The following is a 16,465-nucleotide window of genomic DNA, read 5'->3' as shown; positions in this document are numbered from 1 at the left end:
TCCTATGATAGTATTTGGAGTATAATTGTTTTTATTCTGATATAACTTACTACTACTTCCTGTTCTCGACTTAATTTATTATACTAGCAATATTATTTCAATATCCCATGATGCCTAAAAAAGGAGGGTCTCCCCTCCTTTTCATATATTAATTTCCTTTTTTACTACTTCATCTATTAAGTTCTCATCAATTCCCGGGAAATTTACATTTTTTCTAAGCTCCTAAGTTTCTATATGTCCTACTATACCATCTGGATCAAGCTTGATTAGTGGAGAAAGTGTTTCCATTTCCAGCATATATTTATTTGTATAGCTTTCGTAGGATACTCCAAAATTTTTATAGCACACACTTTATAACCTCTTATCACTAATATTTAATTATTACCATATATGTTATAATTATTATATATCTTATGGAGGTGTAACATGAAAGTATATGAAGAAAAACTCAAAAATTATATAACTAAAAATAATATACAAGCAGAGCAGCTAGTATTTAATGAGTCATGTCATTCTGTGGAGGAAGCCGCAAACGTTGTAGGTGCTTCACCAGAAGATCTTGTTAAAAATATATGTATGGTAGATAGTAATGATAATTTAATTGTAGCCATTGTAAAAGGTGAACATAGAGCAAGCACTTCAAGAGTTGGTAAGGTTTTAAATATTGATGCACCAAGAACTGTTAATGAAAGTGAAATTCTTGAAAAAACAGGATTTCCTTGTGGGGGTGTTCCTTCTTTTGGATATAAGGCTACCTTTATAATAGATCCTAAAGTAATGGAAAAAGAGTTTATATATACTGGTGGAGGCTCCCCGTACTCATTAGTGAAAATATCAACTAAAGAACTACAAAAGATAAGTAACGGTCTTGTATTGAGAATAAGAAGATAAACTTAAAAAGGAGAACTATGTATGATTAAAAAGCTTAATTTAAAAGACATGAAAACAGCAACAAATGTATTAGAATTACAAATAGCCTCATACAAAATCGAGGCAGAGCTTATAGGTTTTTATGAAATCCCTCCTTTAAAAGACACACTTGCTAGTTTAAATGAATGTGATGAAATTTTTTATGGATATTTTACAAATAATATTTTAGCAGGAATAATTTCTTATAAGATTATTGAAAACACCTTGGACATACATAGAGTTGCAGTGCATCCATGCTTTTTCAAGAGAGGAATTGCTGGGAAACTTGTTAACTTTATAGAAAAAATTGAAGATAATATAAATAAAGTTATGGTATGTACCGGAAAAGAAAATATACCTGCTGTCAACTTATATTTGAAAAATGGCTATCAGAAAACACAAGATATTGAAATCATCAAAGGTATTTATTTGACAGAGTTTGAGAAACTAATATAGTGTAAAATTTAGATATTTAAAATAACATAGTATGCTAAATACACTAATAAATAATCTAAGAAAAACAGTCAGTAACTTTATTAGGTTACTGGCTGTTTTTCTTAGTACGCTATTACATTCCAGCCATTCTTCTGCATTCGTCTGTACATGTACGACATTCTTGTGCACATTTTCACAATGGTCATCTTTAAACATATTACATTCCCTTTTTAATATTATTCTCTATATTGTGGTTCCTCTGATTTTACAAAATCAAGTCTGCTTTGAAGTGTCTGTGCTATATTTTCAGATGTTTGTGCTAGTTGTTTAAAAGTTTGTTTAGATTGCTGATTATTTGTATCCATGGAAAATGTTTTTAATTGAGCAGCTAATCCTTGAGCACTCGCTAAAGCTTGCTCAAGTTTGTTTACAGTTGCCATATTGAATTCCTCCTTTAAAGTATAAAATTTTATATAGTTATTATGTGTAGATTATAATAACTTAGGTTACATACATAATATAACTATTTGTTGTCTAAAATATACTTTAGAAGCGATATTAATATATAAACACAATTTTGCCAAAAGGAAATAATTTTCCCTTAATGTAGGAAGCCTCAAGAGGTGATTTTATGAATATATATACTATTTTCTTTGAAGGAGAAAAGTTAAATATACTTGAGCTGTTTATCAGAGCATCCATTTTATACTTTATGTTATTTGGTTCAACTAAGACAATGGGATTTCGTCAGTCTGGTAGGTTAACCCCATATAACTTTTTAATGGCTTCAGGCATTAGTCATATTGCAGCTTCTCGTATGGTTAATCCTAAATCAAGATTAGTAGATGCAATGGTTATAATAGTAATATACACTTTAGTTAATTTGTTTATTTCATACTTATATTTTAAAGCTCCATCTGCAGTTTCTCAAAAACCTGTTATATTGGTAAAAAACGGAAAGGTAATAAAAGATAATCTTTTAAAAGCAAAACTAACAATTGATAATTTATTTTCTATACTAAGACAAAAAGATGCACCCAATCTTGAAAAAGTAGAATATTTAATTGCAGAAGCCACAGGGGATTTTAGTGCAGCTATAAACAGCAATAATCTTCCTATAACTAAACTAGATATGGCAATAGAATCTAAACAGGATATTTTATCCCAAATTCTTATTTATAAAGGAAATGTAGATGAAAAAATTCTTAAAATGAATTCATTAAGTTATGATTGGATTGAAACTGAACTTAAATCTAATAATATAGATACCATAAATGATATTTATTTAGGAATTTTAACTTCTGATAAAAAATTATATGTAAGTTCATAGGAGGAGTTTTATGCCCAAGGTTTTTGGTGTTGTAAAAGATATTTCATTATTTGGATATGTAATAAGAACCTTTTTAGTAGGTATAGTAGCTTTTTTAGTAGGAAGATACATGCTAAAAAGAACTATAAATCAGCTAACTTCCTATGACTTTGCATTGGTATGGACATTGGGAACTCTTACAGTTGCCCCATTGCTAAATGGAGAAACTTCCTTCACATATATAATTGTTCCATTAATAACTTTATTTTTTTGGAATTATATGATTAGTTTAATATCTCTAAAAAATAGAGATTTATCTTTATTTTTTAATGGTAAACCCATAATTTTAATAGATAATGGAAAAATAATAAGAAAAAATTTAAAAAAACATTTTATAAATATTGATTTACTTATGAGTGAATTAAGAGTTAAAAATGTTTTTGATATTTCAGAAGTTAAATATGCGATTTTAGAGCCTAATGGTCATTTTAGTATTATAAAAAAAGAATTTCATAGACCAGTTACTCCAAAAGATTTAAAGCTTACTGCTAAAGCTATAGATTTACCTCTAGTTATTATTAATGATGGTAAATTATTTGAAGAAAATTTAACTAAATCAGGGGTAGATAAAGAATGGCTTATGAGTAATCTATCTATGTATAATGTATCTGATATATCAAACATTTATCTTGCTACTATAGATAATTCTAAAAAACTATATGTTGCTAAAAAAGATTAATAATATTTAATACTAGAATTTAGTTACAATATTCTAGTATCATCTAACAAAATAAATATAATATGCTAAGTTAAAAGCCTTAGCATACTATATTATTTTTTAGTATTCATTATAATCTCATTCCACTTTTCCACATAATCGCCAGTAGCCCACTCAGCCATTATAATTGACTCATTTTCCTGAATTTTTATTTTATCAATAGGCTGCTCTGATAAATGTCCATTTATAATGGAGTATACATAAATATAATTTTTAGTAACTATCAAAGCAATTTCTTTATTAGGAGAAGTAAACACATCAACAGCTTCAGGCACCCTTGCTTTTACTTCACTCCAAGGCACAAATAATTCATCATAGTTAATAAGTGTTGATAGTGGAGCCCCATATATTATAAAATCTTCAAATTTTTTATTATCACTAGGCGAAATGTAATTTAGTCTTCCTTTCATCACCCAATGTCCATTTCCTCTTACCACTGTAAAATTATCTTTACGCATTTGTTTTTCTAATTCATTAACTTTCTTCTTATCCTGTGCAGCACGAAAGGCGTTAAGTGAACGAGTCAAAGTATCATTAGCATTTCCTGATATTAAATCTGAAATATTAACTCCCTTTGCCATGGAGATATTATCAATAGGCAAAACCTGAAACTGTCCATTTTCTTGAATTTCTGTACACATATAATCGTTACCTATAAAAGTAATATTTCTTTGTAAGGATTCTTGAAGAGTGTTTTCATCCTTTGATAAAGTACCGTCTTTAATAAATTCTATAACTGGATGTGCATATAGGCTTTGTATAAGCTTTCCATCCTTAGTCTCTCTGTCCACTCCTACTTCCCAAAAACCACTTCTTCTAGGAACAAAAAGCTGCGAAAGTTCTATTGTATTTTGTAATTTTCTATTACGAGATGAAATCCATAATGTTTTATACTCTGATTTACTCTCCTTTAAGTTATCAGATCTTAAACCTAAAATTACTCCGGATCTCAATAATTTATCTTCTTTAAAACGATTGTTTAAATTATTGTTAGTATCATTTAAATTAAGTTTACTTATATATTCATCCGTATTATTTGATATCTTATTCATTAATAACAATCCTTGATCTTTATATAAAGCCAATTGATTATCACTTATTTTAATAAAATCACAAACAATCTGGTTACTATCTGACACTGAAATTATATCTACGTTTTCCCCTTTTATTCCAATACTTTTATGGTCTATATTATGTCTATATTCAAAAAAATTGTTAGCTGATACACTTTTAACCTTATACTTAGGATTTAAAAAAACTTCATCATCCACTGCAGCTATATTTTCATCAATAATTACAACTTTATCTATGTAATTTTTAAATTTCTCTTCATTTACTTTGCTATTTAAAGACTTATATTCTTCAATCTTCCATACACCTTTAACATGTAATTCCGAGTGTTTAGGAGGTGTAATTTTATTCTCTACATTAATATCGATTGGGCTGCATCCTTGCAAAAAAATTGATATTAATATTATAATAACTCTTATAAACTTCATTTTTCTAACCCCTAAATTTATTTCTTTATAACCGGTATCTTAACTAAAACTGTAGTTCCTACTCCAAGCTCACTTTCTATAGTTAATTCTCCTTTATGCATACTTATTATTTCATCACAAATAGATAACCCCAAGCCATTTTGAGATTTGCTATTTTTGCCTTTATAAAACTTATCTTTAACTCTAGGAAGATCTTCTGTGCTAATGCCGCAGCCATTATCTTTTACAGAAAAAATTATATATTTTCCCTTCTCTATAACCTCTAAAGAAACCTTTCCTTCTTTATCAGTAAACTTAAAAGCATTATCAAGTAAGTTAATTAATACCTGTTTAATTCTGCTTAAATCAACTTCTACTAAAGGTAAACCTTCTTTAAACTTAACTTCAAAGTTTATCTTTTCTCTTTCTGCTCTAGGCTTCATATATTTTTCTATATATTCTATGGTATTTTCAATTTGTACTAATTCTTTATGAAGTGAAACTCTTCCTGAAATAAACTTAGAGAAATCTAAAAGTTCCTCTACCATTCCAGTCAATCTTTCACTTTCATTTTCAATTATTTTTAAACCATCTTTAAGAATATCCTTATCTGCACCAGCATCACTATTTAGTGTTATTGCCCATCCTTTAATAGCTGTAAGAGGAGTTCTTAATTCATGAGACACAGATGATATGAACTCATTTTTTATGGTTTCACGTTTTTGGATTTCATCTGCCATATAATTAAAGGTGTTTCCTAACCTGCCAAGTTCATCATTTCTCATTTCTTTTACACGTATCTTTAAATTACCACTTGCCATTTCCTCAGCAGCCTTCTTAAGCTCCTTCACTGGATGTATTATGCTATAGGATAAAAAGATACTTACTATCCCTCCAATTATTATTACAGTTAAACCTATAAATAAAAATATAGAATTAATCATATTTATAGTTTTATCTATTTCTTCTAATGAAGTTGTAAATCTTAATACACCTACAATATTATTATTAGACATTAGAGGATATGAAATAGCCATAGTCCTTGGGCTATCATAATTAGATTTTCCTATCCACTTTCCCTTTCCTCCCTTTAAAGCTGCTTGAAAGTCAGCCCCATCTTCCTTTTTATCTGGTATAACTCCTGTGGAATCCATTAAAACCTTACCATTTAAATCAATAATTTCAACTTGAGCTGTAGTTTGCTTCCAAAATATATCTATATTATCTATTATATTATCTTGAAGGGAGGTGTTTGAAAAATATCTATTATAAAAATCAGCTGATAACTTTATTTGATTAGTTAAAATCCCCTCTGCATTGTTGTAAAAATAGTATCGTGTAAAACTAATTAATAAAGTTTCAAATGCAACTACACTTATAAAAATTACCAGCATAAAATTAACAAGCATTCTCCTTTTTATACTCTTAAATTGTTCTTTTTTATTTTCTTTATCCTCCATATACTTTATTCCTTTCTCCAACGATACCCTGTCCCCCATACAGTTTCAATATACATTGGACTAGATGAAGATTCCTCAATTTTTGCTCTTAGCCGTCTAATATTAACATCAACAATTTTTGTATCACCAATAAACTCATATCCCCAAACCAAATCTAAAAGTTCATCTCTGGTAAATGCTTTGCCTGGACTTTCAATAAATATTTTCATAAGCATATATTCTTTAGGTGTTAAATATAATTCAATGTCATTTTTATATACTATTTTGGAATAGGTATCTATCTTAAAAGGACCATTATTAAGTATTTGCCTATTATCATCTTGTTTTATTTCTTTCATACGTCTTAATATGGCTTTAGTTCTCAGTAAAAGTTCAATAGGGTTAAATGGCTTTACTATATAATCATCAGCTCCATACTCCAATCCCATTATTTTATCCATATCTTGTCCACGTGCTGTAAGCATAATTATACCAATGTGTGGAAATTTTTTTCTTATTAACTCACAAGCGTTAAAGCCATTCATACCCGGAAGCATTACATCTAATAAAACTATGTCTGGCTTTTCTAAATTAATTATTCTCATTCCCTCTTCCGCTGAAGCAGCTTCAAATACCGTAAAGTTATCTCTTTGAAAATTTATTCTTATAAATCCTCTAATATTATCCTCGTCTTCAATTATAATTGCTTTATTCTTCATAATTTCACCTCTACATTAAAATATTAACCTTATACTCTTCATTGTTCAAGTATTTAATTAAACTTAAAAAGTCAGCCTTGGCTGACTTTCATCAATTCTCTATTAAAAATTGACCATTAAGTATTAATTATTTTTTCTGCTTCTTCTTTAACTATGCCCTTGGCTGCTATTTGCTTTTTTCGCGGTGTCTTTGTAGCTTTTTTAGCTTTTTCAGTTTTACTTACTTTAGAAGCTTCAGCTTCTTTAACTTTATCTGGTTTTGCCGCCTGTAATTCTCGAAGCTGCTTTTTAAGTTCTGCTGCCTTTTCTTTTTCCTTTTTAAGTTTTTCTTGTAATTTTTTCTTTTCTTCCTCCTCTGGCCAACTTGCCCATGGACTTCCTTCTACTTCACTTATTACAGTTTTATAAAGCTGTTCTGTAATTTTAGCAGTATTATACCATGAATACCTTTTATCTACTTCTTTCTTACCACTTTTCTTAAGCTTTTCTATTAGATTATCATCATTTAAAAGCTCTAATAAATTATCTCTTAAACTTTCTCTAACTCCACAAATAAACTTTAATCCATTTTGCTTATGCTCCACTATCTCACTAAGTCCACCTATGTCAGAAGCTAAAACTGCGCAATTAGCTGCCATTGCCTCTAATGCTGTTGTACCAAAATGTTCATACATAGATGGAACTACCGCTATATCTGATACTCTATAAAGTTTAATTTTTTCCTCTTCCCCTAAATATCCAGTAAAAATAACCTTGTGTTCTAAATTCATACAGCTTATTCTATCCTGAAGCTCTTCTGTCATAGGCCCTTTTCCTACTATTAAAAATTTTACTTTAGAATATGCCGAAATTACTTCAGGAATAGCTTCTATTAAAAGATGAATTCCTTTTTGATAAGAATGTTTTCCTAAAAATAATATAATCTTTTCTTCAGATGATGCATATTTGCTTCTAAATGCTTCCTCATCAAAAGGTATATTAAACTTTTCTGTACCTATTCCATTTGGTATTATCCATATATTTTCTGCAGGAGTTTTAAACAGTTCTACTACTTCATTTTTCATGTTTTCATTACATACTATAGTTTTGCATGATTCATAAGTTAAAAGCCATTCTGCATTTGATATATATCGCTGCATTTCTGTTTTTATGCCATTATTTCTTCCTTGCTCTGTAGCATGCATAGTACATACAAGTGGACTGCTAAATGACCACTTTAAAGCTTTTGCAGTATATGTTGTAAGCCAATCATGAGCATGTATTATATCAAATCTTCCAACTTCCCTAATAAGTCTTGTAGCTTCTTCAATCATTGCAAAATTAAGATGCATTACCCATTTTGCAAAATCTGTGGTGTCAATATTATAAGAGGCAACCCTATGAACCCATACACCATTGTCTTTTTCATATAATGGTGATGTGCCTTCTTCACAGGTTATAACATGTACTTCATGTTTTAATTTGCTAAGTTCTTGGCTCAAATTATATACATGTTTGGATAATCCCCCTATGTTATTAGGTGGGTACTCCCAGCTTAACATTAATATCTTCATTATTGCCACTCCCATCCTATAAAGTAAATATTTAGAAAAACACTATAATAAAATTATAAAATTTTACCAGTATTATTTCAATGTTTATATTGAATTTTTAGCAATTTTCCTTTAAGTTTTTACTTTCCTGTTTTATTAGGGTTATACGTAAATTTGATTGTTTTCCCTTATAAGTCTATACTTAAGAGGAAATTGTTTAAATTTTTATAGAATAGGAGAATAAAAATATATGCAAACGTGTACCAAAAATGATACCTACTCAACTTTGTCCCATTTTCACAGCTTTAGACTTAAGCTTATGATTGAAGGAATCTTTGTAGGAATCTTATCTGGACTTTTAATTGTACTTTATAGACTTACTTTAGAGAAGACTGAAGAATTTAGGCAACATATTATTTTAAATTTAAATGGAAATATTAAATTTATATCTATATGGTTTGTAGTACTTATTATTGCTGCCTACATAGTTGGCACTCTTGTAAAAAATGAGCCTATGATAAGTGGAAGTGGTATACCTCAAGTAGAAGGTATATTAATGAGAAAGCTTGAAATGAATTGGCTACCTGTAGTTATTAAAAAATTTATAGGTGGAGTTATCTCAATAGGTGCTGGCTTATCCTTAGGACGTGAAGGTCCTTCAATCCAACTTGGTGCTGCTGTAGGACAAGGAGTTAGTAGGGTTTTTAAAAGAATTAAAATTGAAGAAAAATACTTAATTACCAGTGGAGCTAGTGCTGGACTAGCGGCTGCATTTAATGCTCCCTTAGCTGGAGTAATGTTTGCACTTGAAGAAGTTCATAAACACTTTTCTCCCTTAATACTATTATCTGCTATGTCTGCATCTTTAACTGCGGATTTTATTTCAAAAAACTTTTTTGGCTTAAAACCTGTTTTTAACTTTGAAAATATCACCCCCATTCCTCTTAAGAGTTACGGATACATTATACTTCTTGGAATTATTGTAGGGATATTTGGAGTTATATATAATTACACTTTATTAAAAACTCAAACTATTTATAGAAACCAAAAATGGCTCCCTGTAAAGTTTAGACCTATGATTCCTTTCTTAATTGCAGGAATACTTGCTTTAACTCTTCCTGAGGTTCTTGGTGGTGGACACCCAATTATAGAATCATTAATTCACGGCAGTTTTTCAATGAAAATGTTATTAATTGTTTTCCTTGGAAAGTTTATATTTTCAATGATAAGTTATGGTTCAGGAGCTCCAGGCGGAATATTCTTTCCATTATTAGTTTTGGGAGCTTTAACTGGTGCTATTTATGGGAATGTATTAGTAAACTTCTTTGGATTTAATCCTGAATTTATTAATAACTTTATAATACTTGCTATGGCAGGATATTTTACTGCTATTGTAAGGGCTCCTATTACAGGTAGTATATTAATTACAGAAATGACTGGTTCATTTTCCCATCTACTCCCTTTAAGCGTTATATCTATAGTGGCCTATTTAGTAGCTGACTTATTAAAATCAGAACCTATATATGAATCATTACTGGATAGATTGCTTAAGAACAATGGCAAAGAAGAATTTACAGAAGAGAGCAAAGGCAAGCTAATATTAGAAGTGCCCGTTTGCTTAGATTGTGAAATGGATGGAAAGGAAATTAAAGATTTAGATTTACCATCTGATTGCTTACTTGTTGGAGTTAAACGAGGAGAAAAAGAACTCATACCAAATGGAAGTACAACAATCCATTCTGGAGATTATTTGCTTGTATTGGTAAATGAGAACAAAGCAGCATTAACTAACGAAGAACTATTAAAAATAAGTGGACATCCTGTTATATAAAATATAATAAATTACACATAAAAAAGGAGTATGATTTTATAGCACATACTCCTTTAAATTTATAAACATTATTTTATTTCTTGTCTTTTAGCATTTCAGCAATTGCAGCTATGCTTCCTAGTGAAGAAACCGCTTCGTTAGGTAATATAAGCTTGTTAGCTGGATTTTTAGCCATTTCCTGTAGCGCTTCTATTTGCTTTAAAGCAATAACAGTTTCATTTGTACCAGATTCTATAATTGCCTTATTAACCTTTTCAATTGCCTTTGATTCAGCTTCTGAAATAGCTTCTATAGCTCTAGCTTTACCTTCAGCCTCAAGTAATTGAGATTCACGAAGACCTTCTGCACGTCTAATATTTGCTTCCTTTTCTGCTTCAGCTTGTAAAATTTTAGATTGCTTTTCTCCTTCTGCTCTTGCAATTTCAGCTTGCTTCTGGCCTTCTGCCTGAAGAATAGTAGCTCTCTTATCTCTTTCTGCTCTCATCTGTTTTTCCATTGCCTGCTGAATTTCTGCAGGTGGAATTATATTTTTGATTTCAACGGATAATATTTTAATTCCATAGGCATCTGTAATTTCATCTACAACTTTTAAAAGTTCATTATTTATTCGATCTCTTCCTGATAAAACTCCATCTAAAGTCATGTTACCAACTATATTTCTCATATTTGTAATAGTTGAGTAAACTATACCTGATTTATAATTTTCTATATTATATACTGCATCTTTAGAATCCATAACCTTATAAAATATAACATTGTCTATAGATATCTTAACATTATCGCTAGTAATAACACTTTGTGGCTCAATGTCTAATATCTGCTGCTTAGTAGAAACCTTTTTTCTTACAAAGTCTACAAATGGAATTGTAAAATGCCAACCTGGCTCAAGCACCTTAAAAAATTGTCCAAACCTTTCAAGTATATAAACATATCCTGTGTTAACTACCTTTATGGATGAAATAACCATTGATAGTAAAATTACAAGCAAAATAATAAAAAATATTTTTCCAAATAACATGAGTACCCTCCCTATATTTTCTTAATTATTAATTTATTGCCCTCTATTCCAGTTACCTTAACTTTGTCACCCTTATTTATAGGTTCTCCTTCGTTTTTAACTGTCCAGTAAACTCCATCCACTTTAACCATGGCTCTTTCTATAACTTCATTATCTACAATGATTTCTCTACCTACATATCCTGCCTCCATTGTAGGAATGTTATCTACGGACTTTTTCAGAATTTCTTTTGCAAGAGGATATCCTATAGCTAAAAACAATACACTAACAGCTATGAAGGCTATGACTTGTACTGTAAATGAATACCCAAGTATAAGTGCCAATAATGCTGCTAAGCTTCCTACTGTAAACCATACATATAAAAGACTACTAGTAATTAAATCTACAGCAAGTGCAACTCCGCCTATAATCACCCACATTATTGCAGCTGTTGTGGTAAGCATGCCGACCCCCTCCTTTACCTATTACTTGTTTGCAGCAAATCTCTAAACTTTTTTGTTTCTTAAAAATTTTAGAAGTGAAACCTTATTTATGAAGTTTCACTAATAACATTATACATCAATTGACTAAAAATTGCGACCTAATTTTTAGCCTCAACGGTTTAAAACCTTTATCATAACCCATTACTTTTTTCATCTTTAAATATTTGTAAATATATATTTAATTTTAAATCAAACTATAATTATTACACATTTAAAAATGATATTAAATAAAATAAATAATTCATAGCATTTCGAAATATATAACTTAGAAATATGAAAGTTATCACTATTATACAGTCTCCAATAATCTGTCTAATACTATAAACTCTTGAATATAGATGATTCACTTAACTATAATAATTGGGCTTCCAAATTTAGAAAATAAAATATTTGCTACTAAAACTAAAATACTAATTTGCAGAAATGTAGCTAATTTTTTATTATCTATTAATTTTTCACTTATATAAAAATTAGGAAAAGCAATACCCAAAATAAAAATAATGCAAATCATAAAGTCATATATTATATCTTTAAAATAAGTTAAAAACCCATATGAAACCCAATACATACATCCAAATGATATTTGTAACATAATAAAATATATGATTTTAACTATTTCTTTAAATTTAAATTTCATGAAGTTTCTCCTTTTGAAATATGTAGAAATATAATCTTTTGAATAATAGAAGTATTTTTATGTCACTATTTCCTTAATAGCCTATTATTTTTTATTTATTGATGAGGTTTTGTTAATAACTGATCAGCAATTTTTATAGCATTTTCTTTTGTATCAGTTGGTGCTGATATTATTAATCCATTTTCATAATGCCAACTTTTAGAATCATTATTAATATCTTTTTCAGCTACTAATATGGTTAATTTATCCATGTTATCACTTATGATTATATATCCATAAGTTGTTAATGTATTACTTTTTTTATCATCATATCTAATTGGTGAGTTGTTAAATTTATCAAATTCTAATTTAATATTTTTCAATATATCATTGTTTATATATAAATCACCTTCAAACACATCGTATCCCTTCATAGGATTTTGAACATATATTAGGTTTTGTATAGTAAAAATACATTGGTATTATAAGTAATATAAGTGAAAATATAAAGAATTTTTTCATATTTATTTTCATATTCTTTAAACTCCTCTAATTCTAATTTATTGAATAAATATATTAAGAATATATATCTTAAGAACCCATATAACTATACAAAACTAAATATTTATTTACCAATTAATCAGTGTCACAGCTATAATTAATATAAATAAAATAATTGCTATAACATTAAAAATAGAATCTACTTTTTTATTTTTATATTCAGTTTTTTGATAAAATTTACTGTTAAGCATTAATAGTATAGGAGCTGCAAATAAAGGCATATAATTGCCAATTATTTTATTACCAAATACATTGCACGCAATCATAAGATCTACCACTAAATACAATATTACACTTATTTTAATACTTATATATAACTTTTTCATAAACACCTCCGAGTATTAATTCCTCTTTTCCACATTTCATTATTTTTTAACATATAGCTATATACTTTACACTATATAAGAGGGGCTAAGTATCTAAAATGTTTCAAGTTTTATAAAAAATTTATTTTCTGAACTAAATAAGATAGTGCATATGCGGACTACCTTATTTTATGCAATTTAAGAAATTTGCGCACTACCCGTTGCTGTTACTGATAAAAAAATTATTACTAAAAATACAACTATAAGCATAATTGAAGATATTATTTTACCTAGCTTTGCACCTGAATCATCTTTGAATTTCATTCCTAAAATGACAGATGGTATAAAAAATATAGGAGCATAATATATAGTGTAGTGTATTCCTCTATCTCCATTAGACCATGCCTTCAGCCCTATAAGCTTTATAATAACATCTCCAAATGCTCCCTTATCCCCAAAAGAAGAAGTAAATAATACTCCTATAATACATAGTAGTAATGAAAGCGAACCTGCACCAAATTTCTTTCTAATCTTACCCAAAATTTATACCTCCAAATTAATATTCTTTATAATTGTTAATGAACTTAATAACAAGATTGTGAATTAAACAGTCAATCTGATTCGTTTTTGGTAATTTTATATTTCCTATATAAAAATCTAATCAAATCAATAAATATATTAGCTATAGTTATTGCAACTGCATTGCGTATAAGGGAATCTCCTTTAAACCAGTTCCACAATTCCTGCATTAAAAAATTTAATCCTAAAAAAACTAAAATTATTCGTTAGTATATATATTAATCAAACATCAATTTATCCTTACTCTTTTTCCTATGTAATATCATCTATAAGCTCATTTTTAATACAAAATATACTATATTATTACAACAACATAGTAATTATACCATATTATATATATTGTATTATTAGGTATAAATATCTAAATATAAGTTAATATCAACCCTCTTAAAGTCATATAAACACACATCTGAGTATATTTTAATCACACTGAAAAATAACAGTCTATCTCAAAATAAAATTTTGAGATAGACTGTTTAATATCTGTTGCTCTGCTAAAACAATTGCTACAATCAACTGGGGCAATTGTATCTAATCATAATCTTTTTATAAAATAATATGCTATTTTTTGTATCAATATTGATCATATTAAAATCCGCGTAAAAGTGTTTCTTCTATATCAAGCTCTTGAAACAGCCTCGATATAACTGCCTCATAATCGCATAATCTATCTGTCTTTCTTATTTTCTTAGCATATTTATCACTCTCTACAAACAAGTGTATCATATAAAACCAAAATTCTTTCATTTTAAATAATACATTTCTATCTCCAGAAAGGATTTCCTGATAGCCTGAATAAACTGCATCGTGAAATGCCTTCATTACCTGCTTATCTACGACATGATTATTCTTAATTTCTCCGATTAATGATGGATTTGCAATAAGGCCTCGACCTAGCATTACTGCGCCTAAACTTGGATACATTTCTGTCAATTCCCTATAGTCCGATCTATTAAAAATGTCACCATTATAGCAAACAGGATTTTTACTTAACGCTAATGCATCTTTAAATACCGACCTATTCGGCTTATTCTTGTAAAAGTCCGTTTGTATTCTTGGATGAATGATAATCTCCTCCAGAGGATACTTGTTAAAGATTTCAATCAGCTCATAAAATTCATCTGGAGAATCCTTTCCAATTCTTGTCTTTATGGAAATCTTCGTTGATGCCTTTGAAAATATATCCTCTAAAAATTCATCCAGCTGTTCTCTTTGTGCAAGAAATCCTGAACCTTTATGTTTAGCAACAACTGTACCAGATGGACAGCCCAAGTTTAAATTAATCTCATCATAACCAAACTTAGTTAACTCGTTCACCGTGCGAGTGAAATACTCAGCATTATTCGTAAGTATTTGAGGAACCACAGTCAGTCCTTGATTGTGTTCGGGTAATATATCATTTAATTCTCTCGAGGTAAAGCCCTTATTACTAGTTGGTGAGATAAAGGGTGTAAAGTATTTGTCAATTTGTCCAAAAAAAGTTTGATATGCATTTCTATATATATATCCAGTAACACCTTCTAACGGTGCAAAATAGTATTTCATATTATACGACTCCTCATCATAAGTAATTTCATATCTATTGTATCCAACAAATATATTTTTGTATAGTCATCGTTAAACAAACACATCCGACAGCATCTTAACTAACAATAGAACTAATACCGCTACCATCGTCGGGCGAATAAACTTGGCTCCTTTTTTTATAGCGAAACCAGCTCCAAGATAGTTTCCTAAAATCCCGCATAAAGCAGCTGGAATTGCTATTTTATAGTTAATTGTGCCCGCAATCACAAATGTTACTAGGGATGCATAATTTGATGCAAGGTTTAAAAGTTTTGAATTACCTGACGCAGTTTTTAAGTCGTATTTCATAAGCACTGAAAAAGCAATAATAGCAAAAGTGCCTGTCCCAGGACCAATTAAGCCATCATAGAAACCGATAAGCAATCCTATTAATACTGCTATAATAAAACGTTTTATACCACCAAGCTCTTTAGAAGTATTTTCACTTCCATAGTTCCTATTAAATAAAATAATAACAGCGGCAACTGGTATGATAAAAACAAGCATCTTCTTTAAAATTTCCTCATCAAGGATTAATACAATCTGTGATGCTATAGCAGAACCTATAAATGAACTTACAGCAGCAACGGCTGCAATATAAATATCTATGGAGCGGTTCTTTAAAAACCTAATAGTAGCAATGGTAGTCCCACAGGCAGAAGAAAACTTATTGCATCCATAGGCTACATGAACGGGCATGCCAGTAATTAAGTAAGCGGGAAGTGCAATTAACCCACCGCCACCAGCAATAGAGTCAATAAATCCAGCTATAAAAACTAAAAAATAAAGCATAATTAGCATTGGGATTGAAAGTGAACCCATAAATATCATCTCCTTAAATATTATCCTTTTCTTGATAATATCACATCAAAATGATATAATCCAATTTGTATATTTATATAATTATT

19 protein-coding genes are annotated in these 16,465 nt (G+C 29.2%); 5 read left to right on the top strand and 14 right to left on the bottom strand.

All coding sequences use genetic code 11. The features are described 5' to 3' along the window. Positions 1 to 222: 222 nt before the first annotated feature. A complete protein-coding gene (locus CRN98_RS18040; protein ID WP_278335412.1) occupies positions 223 to 348 on the bottom strand; it encodes a hypothetical protein in 126 nt (41 codons plus the stop codon). A gap of 78 nt (positions 349 to 426) precedes the next feature. On the opposite strand from CRN98_RS18040, the gene CRN98_RS05310 reads away from it, so the two are divergent. Both CRN98_RS05310 and CRN98_RS05305 read left to right on the top strand, forming a co-directional pair. Beyond that, a complete protein-coding gene (locus CRN98_RS05310; RefSeq protein WP_097026379.1) occupies positions 427 to 891 on the top strand; it encodes an aminoacyl-tRNA deacylase in 465 nt (154 codons plus the stop codon). 21 nt (positions 892 to 912) lie between these two features. Beyond that, entirely contained in the window at positions 913 to 1,365 is a 453-nt protein-coding gene (locus tag CRN98_RS05305) for a GNAT family N-acetyltransferase (RefSeq protein WP_097026378.1), read from the top strand. Positions 1,366 to 1,580: 215 nt separating this feature from the next. On the opposite strand, the gene CRN98_RS05295 is transcribed toward CRN98_RS05305, so the two are convergent. Further along, positions 1,581 to 1,784 (bottom strand): DUF1657 domain-containing protein, encoded by a 204-nt coding sequence (locus tag CRN98_RS05295; protein WP_097026376.1) that lies wholly within the window; start codon positions 1,782 to 1,784, stop codon positions 1,581 to 1,583. Positions 1,785 to 1,975: 191 nt separating this feature from the next. On the opposite strand from CRN98_RS05295, the gene CRN98_RS05290 reads away from it, so the two are divergent. After that, entirely contained in the window at positions 1,976 to 2,674 is a 699-nt protein-coding gene (locus CRN98_RS05290) for a YetF domain-containing protein (RefSeq protein ID WP_097026375.1), read from the top strand. A 10-nt stretch (positions 2,675 to 2,684) separates the two neighbouring features. After that, positions 2,685 to 3,392: a YetF domain-containing protein gene (locus CRN98_RS05285; RefSeq protein ID WP_097026374.1), complete on the top strand. Its 708-nt coding sequence runs from the start codon at positions 2,685 to 2,687 to the stop codon at positions 3,390 to 3,392. A 92-nt stretch (positions 3,393 to 3,484) separates the two neighbouring features. On the opposite strand, the gene CRN98_RS05280 is transcribed toward CRN98_RS05285, so the two are convergent. From CRN98_RS05280 to CRN98_RS05265, 4 genes are all read right to left on the bottom strand, one after another. Continuing rightward, positions 3,485 to 4,930, bottom strand: a complete 1,446-nt coding sequence (locus CRN98_RS05280) for a hypothetical protein (protein ID WP_097026373.1) — start codon at positions 4,928 to 4,930, stop codon at positions 3,485 to 3,487. Between the two features lie 17 nt (positions 4,931 to 4,947). Beyond that, the gene (locus tag CRN98_RS05275; RefSeq protein ID WP_097026474.1) at positions 4,948 to 6,369 is read right to left on the bottom strand and encodes a sensor histidine kinase; all 1,422 of its coding nucleotides are present in this window, start codon (positions 6,367 to 6,369) and stop codon (positions 4,948 to 4,950) included. A 5-nt stretch (positions 6,370 to 6,374) separates the two neighbouring features. After that, positions 6,375 to 7,067 (bottom strand): response regulator transcription factor, encoded by a 693-nt coding sequence (locus CRN98_RS05270; protein WP_097026372.1) that lies wholly within the window; start codon positions 7,065 to 7,067, stop codon positions 6,375 to 6,377. Between the two features lie 116 nt (positions 7,068 to 7,183). Next, positions 7,184 to 8,620 carry a glycosyltransferase family 4 protein gene (locus tag CRN98_RS05265; RefSeq protein ID WP_097026371.1) on the bottom strand — a complete coding sequence of 479 codons (1,437 nt, stop codon included), beginning with the start codon at positions 8,618 to 8,620 and terminating at the stop codon, positions 7,184 to 7,186. Between the two features lie 229 nt (positions 8,621 to 8,849). Between CRN98_RS05265 and clcA the strand changes: the two genes are divergently transcribed. Further along, a complete protein-coding gene (clcA, locus tag CRN98_RS05260; RefSeq protein ID WP_097026370.1) occupies positions 8,850 to 10,430 on the top strand; it encodes a H(+)/Cl(-) exchange transporter ClcA in 1,581 nt (526 codons plus the stop codon). Positions 10,431 to 10,503: 73 nt separating this feature from the next. Here clcA and CRN98_RS05255 read toward each other — a convergent pair whose 3' ends face one another. From CRN98_RS05255 to CRN98_RS05220, 8 genes are all read right to left on the bottom strand, one after another. Beyond that, positions 10,504 to 11,448 (bottom strand): SPFH domain-containing protein, encoded by a 945-nt coding sequence (locus tag CRN98_RS05255; protein ID WP_097026369.1) that lies wholly within the window; start codon positions 11,446 to 11,448, stop codon positions 10,504 to 10,506. A gap of 11 nt (positions 11,449 to 11,459) precedes the next feature. Continuing rightward, complete coding sequence (locus tag CRN98_RS05250) at positions 11,460 to 11,891, bottom strand: NfeD family protein (RefSeq protein ID WP_097026368.1); 432 nt, start codon at positions 11,889 to 11,891, stop codon at positions 11,460 to 11,462. 382 nt (positions 11,892 to 12,273) lie between these two features. Beyond that, entirely contained in the window at positions 12,274 to 12,567 is a 294-nt protein-coding gene (locus CRN98_RS05245) for a hypothetical protein (protein ID WP_097026367.1), read from the bottom strand. Between the two features lie 95 nt (positions 12,568 to 12,662). Beyond that, entirely contained in the window at positions 12,663 to 12,965 is a 303-nt protein-coding gene (locus tag CRN98_RS05240; protein ID WP_097026366.1) for a hypothetical protein, read from the bottom strand. A 210-nt stretch (positions 12,966 to 13,175) separates the two neighbouring features. Beyond that, positions 13,176 to 13,433, bottom strand: a complete 258-nt coding sequence (locus tag CRN98_RS05235) for a hypothetical protein (protein WP_097026365.1) — start codon at positions 13,431 to 13,433, stop codon at positions 13,176 to 13,178. 177 nt (positions 13,434 to 13,610) lie between these two features. Next, a complete protein-coding gene (locus tag CRN98_RS05230) occupies positions 13,611 to 13,952 on the bottom strand; it encodes a hypothetical protein (protein ID WP_097026364.1) in 342 nt (113 codons plus the stop codon). A 627-nt stretch (positions 13,953 to 14,579) separates the two neighbouring features. Next, complete coding sequence (locus CRN98_RS05225; RefSeq protein WP_097026363.1) at positions 14,580 to 15,536, bottom strand: tRNA dihydrouridine synthase; 957 nt, start codon at positions 15,534 to 15,536, stop codon at positions 14,580 to 14,582. A 72-nt stretch (positions 15,537 to 15,608) separates the two neighbouring features. Next, positions 15,609 to 16,379, bottom strand: a complete 771-nt coding sequence (locus CRN98_RS05220; RefSeq protein WP_207653575.1) for a sulfite exporter TauE/SafE family protein — start codon at positions 16,377 to 16,379, stop codon at positions 15,609 to 15,611. Positions 16,380 to 16,465 lie beyond the last annotated feature (86 nt).

The sequence above is a fragment of the Clostridium peptidivorans genome, assembly GCF_900205925.1.
Lineage (GTDB): Bacteria > Bacillota > Clostridia > Clostridiales > Clostridiaceae > Clostridium_AK > Clostridium_AK peptidivorans.
This window is presented reverse-complemented; position numbering and strand designations above follow the sequence as displayed.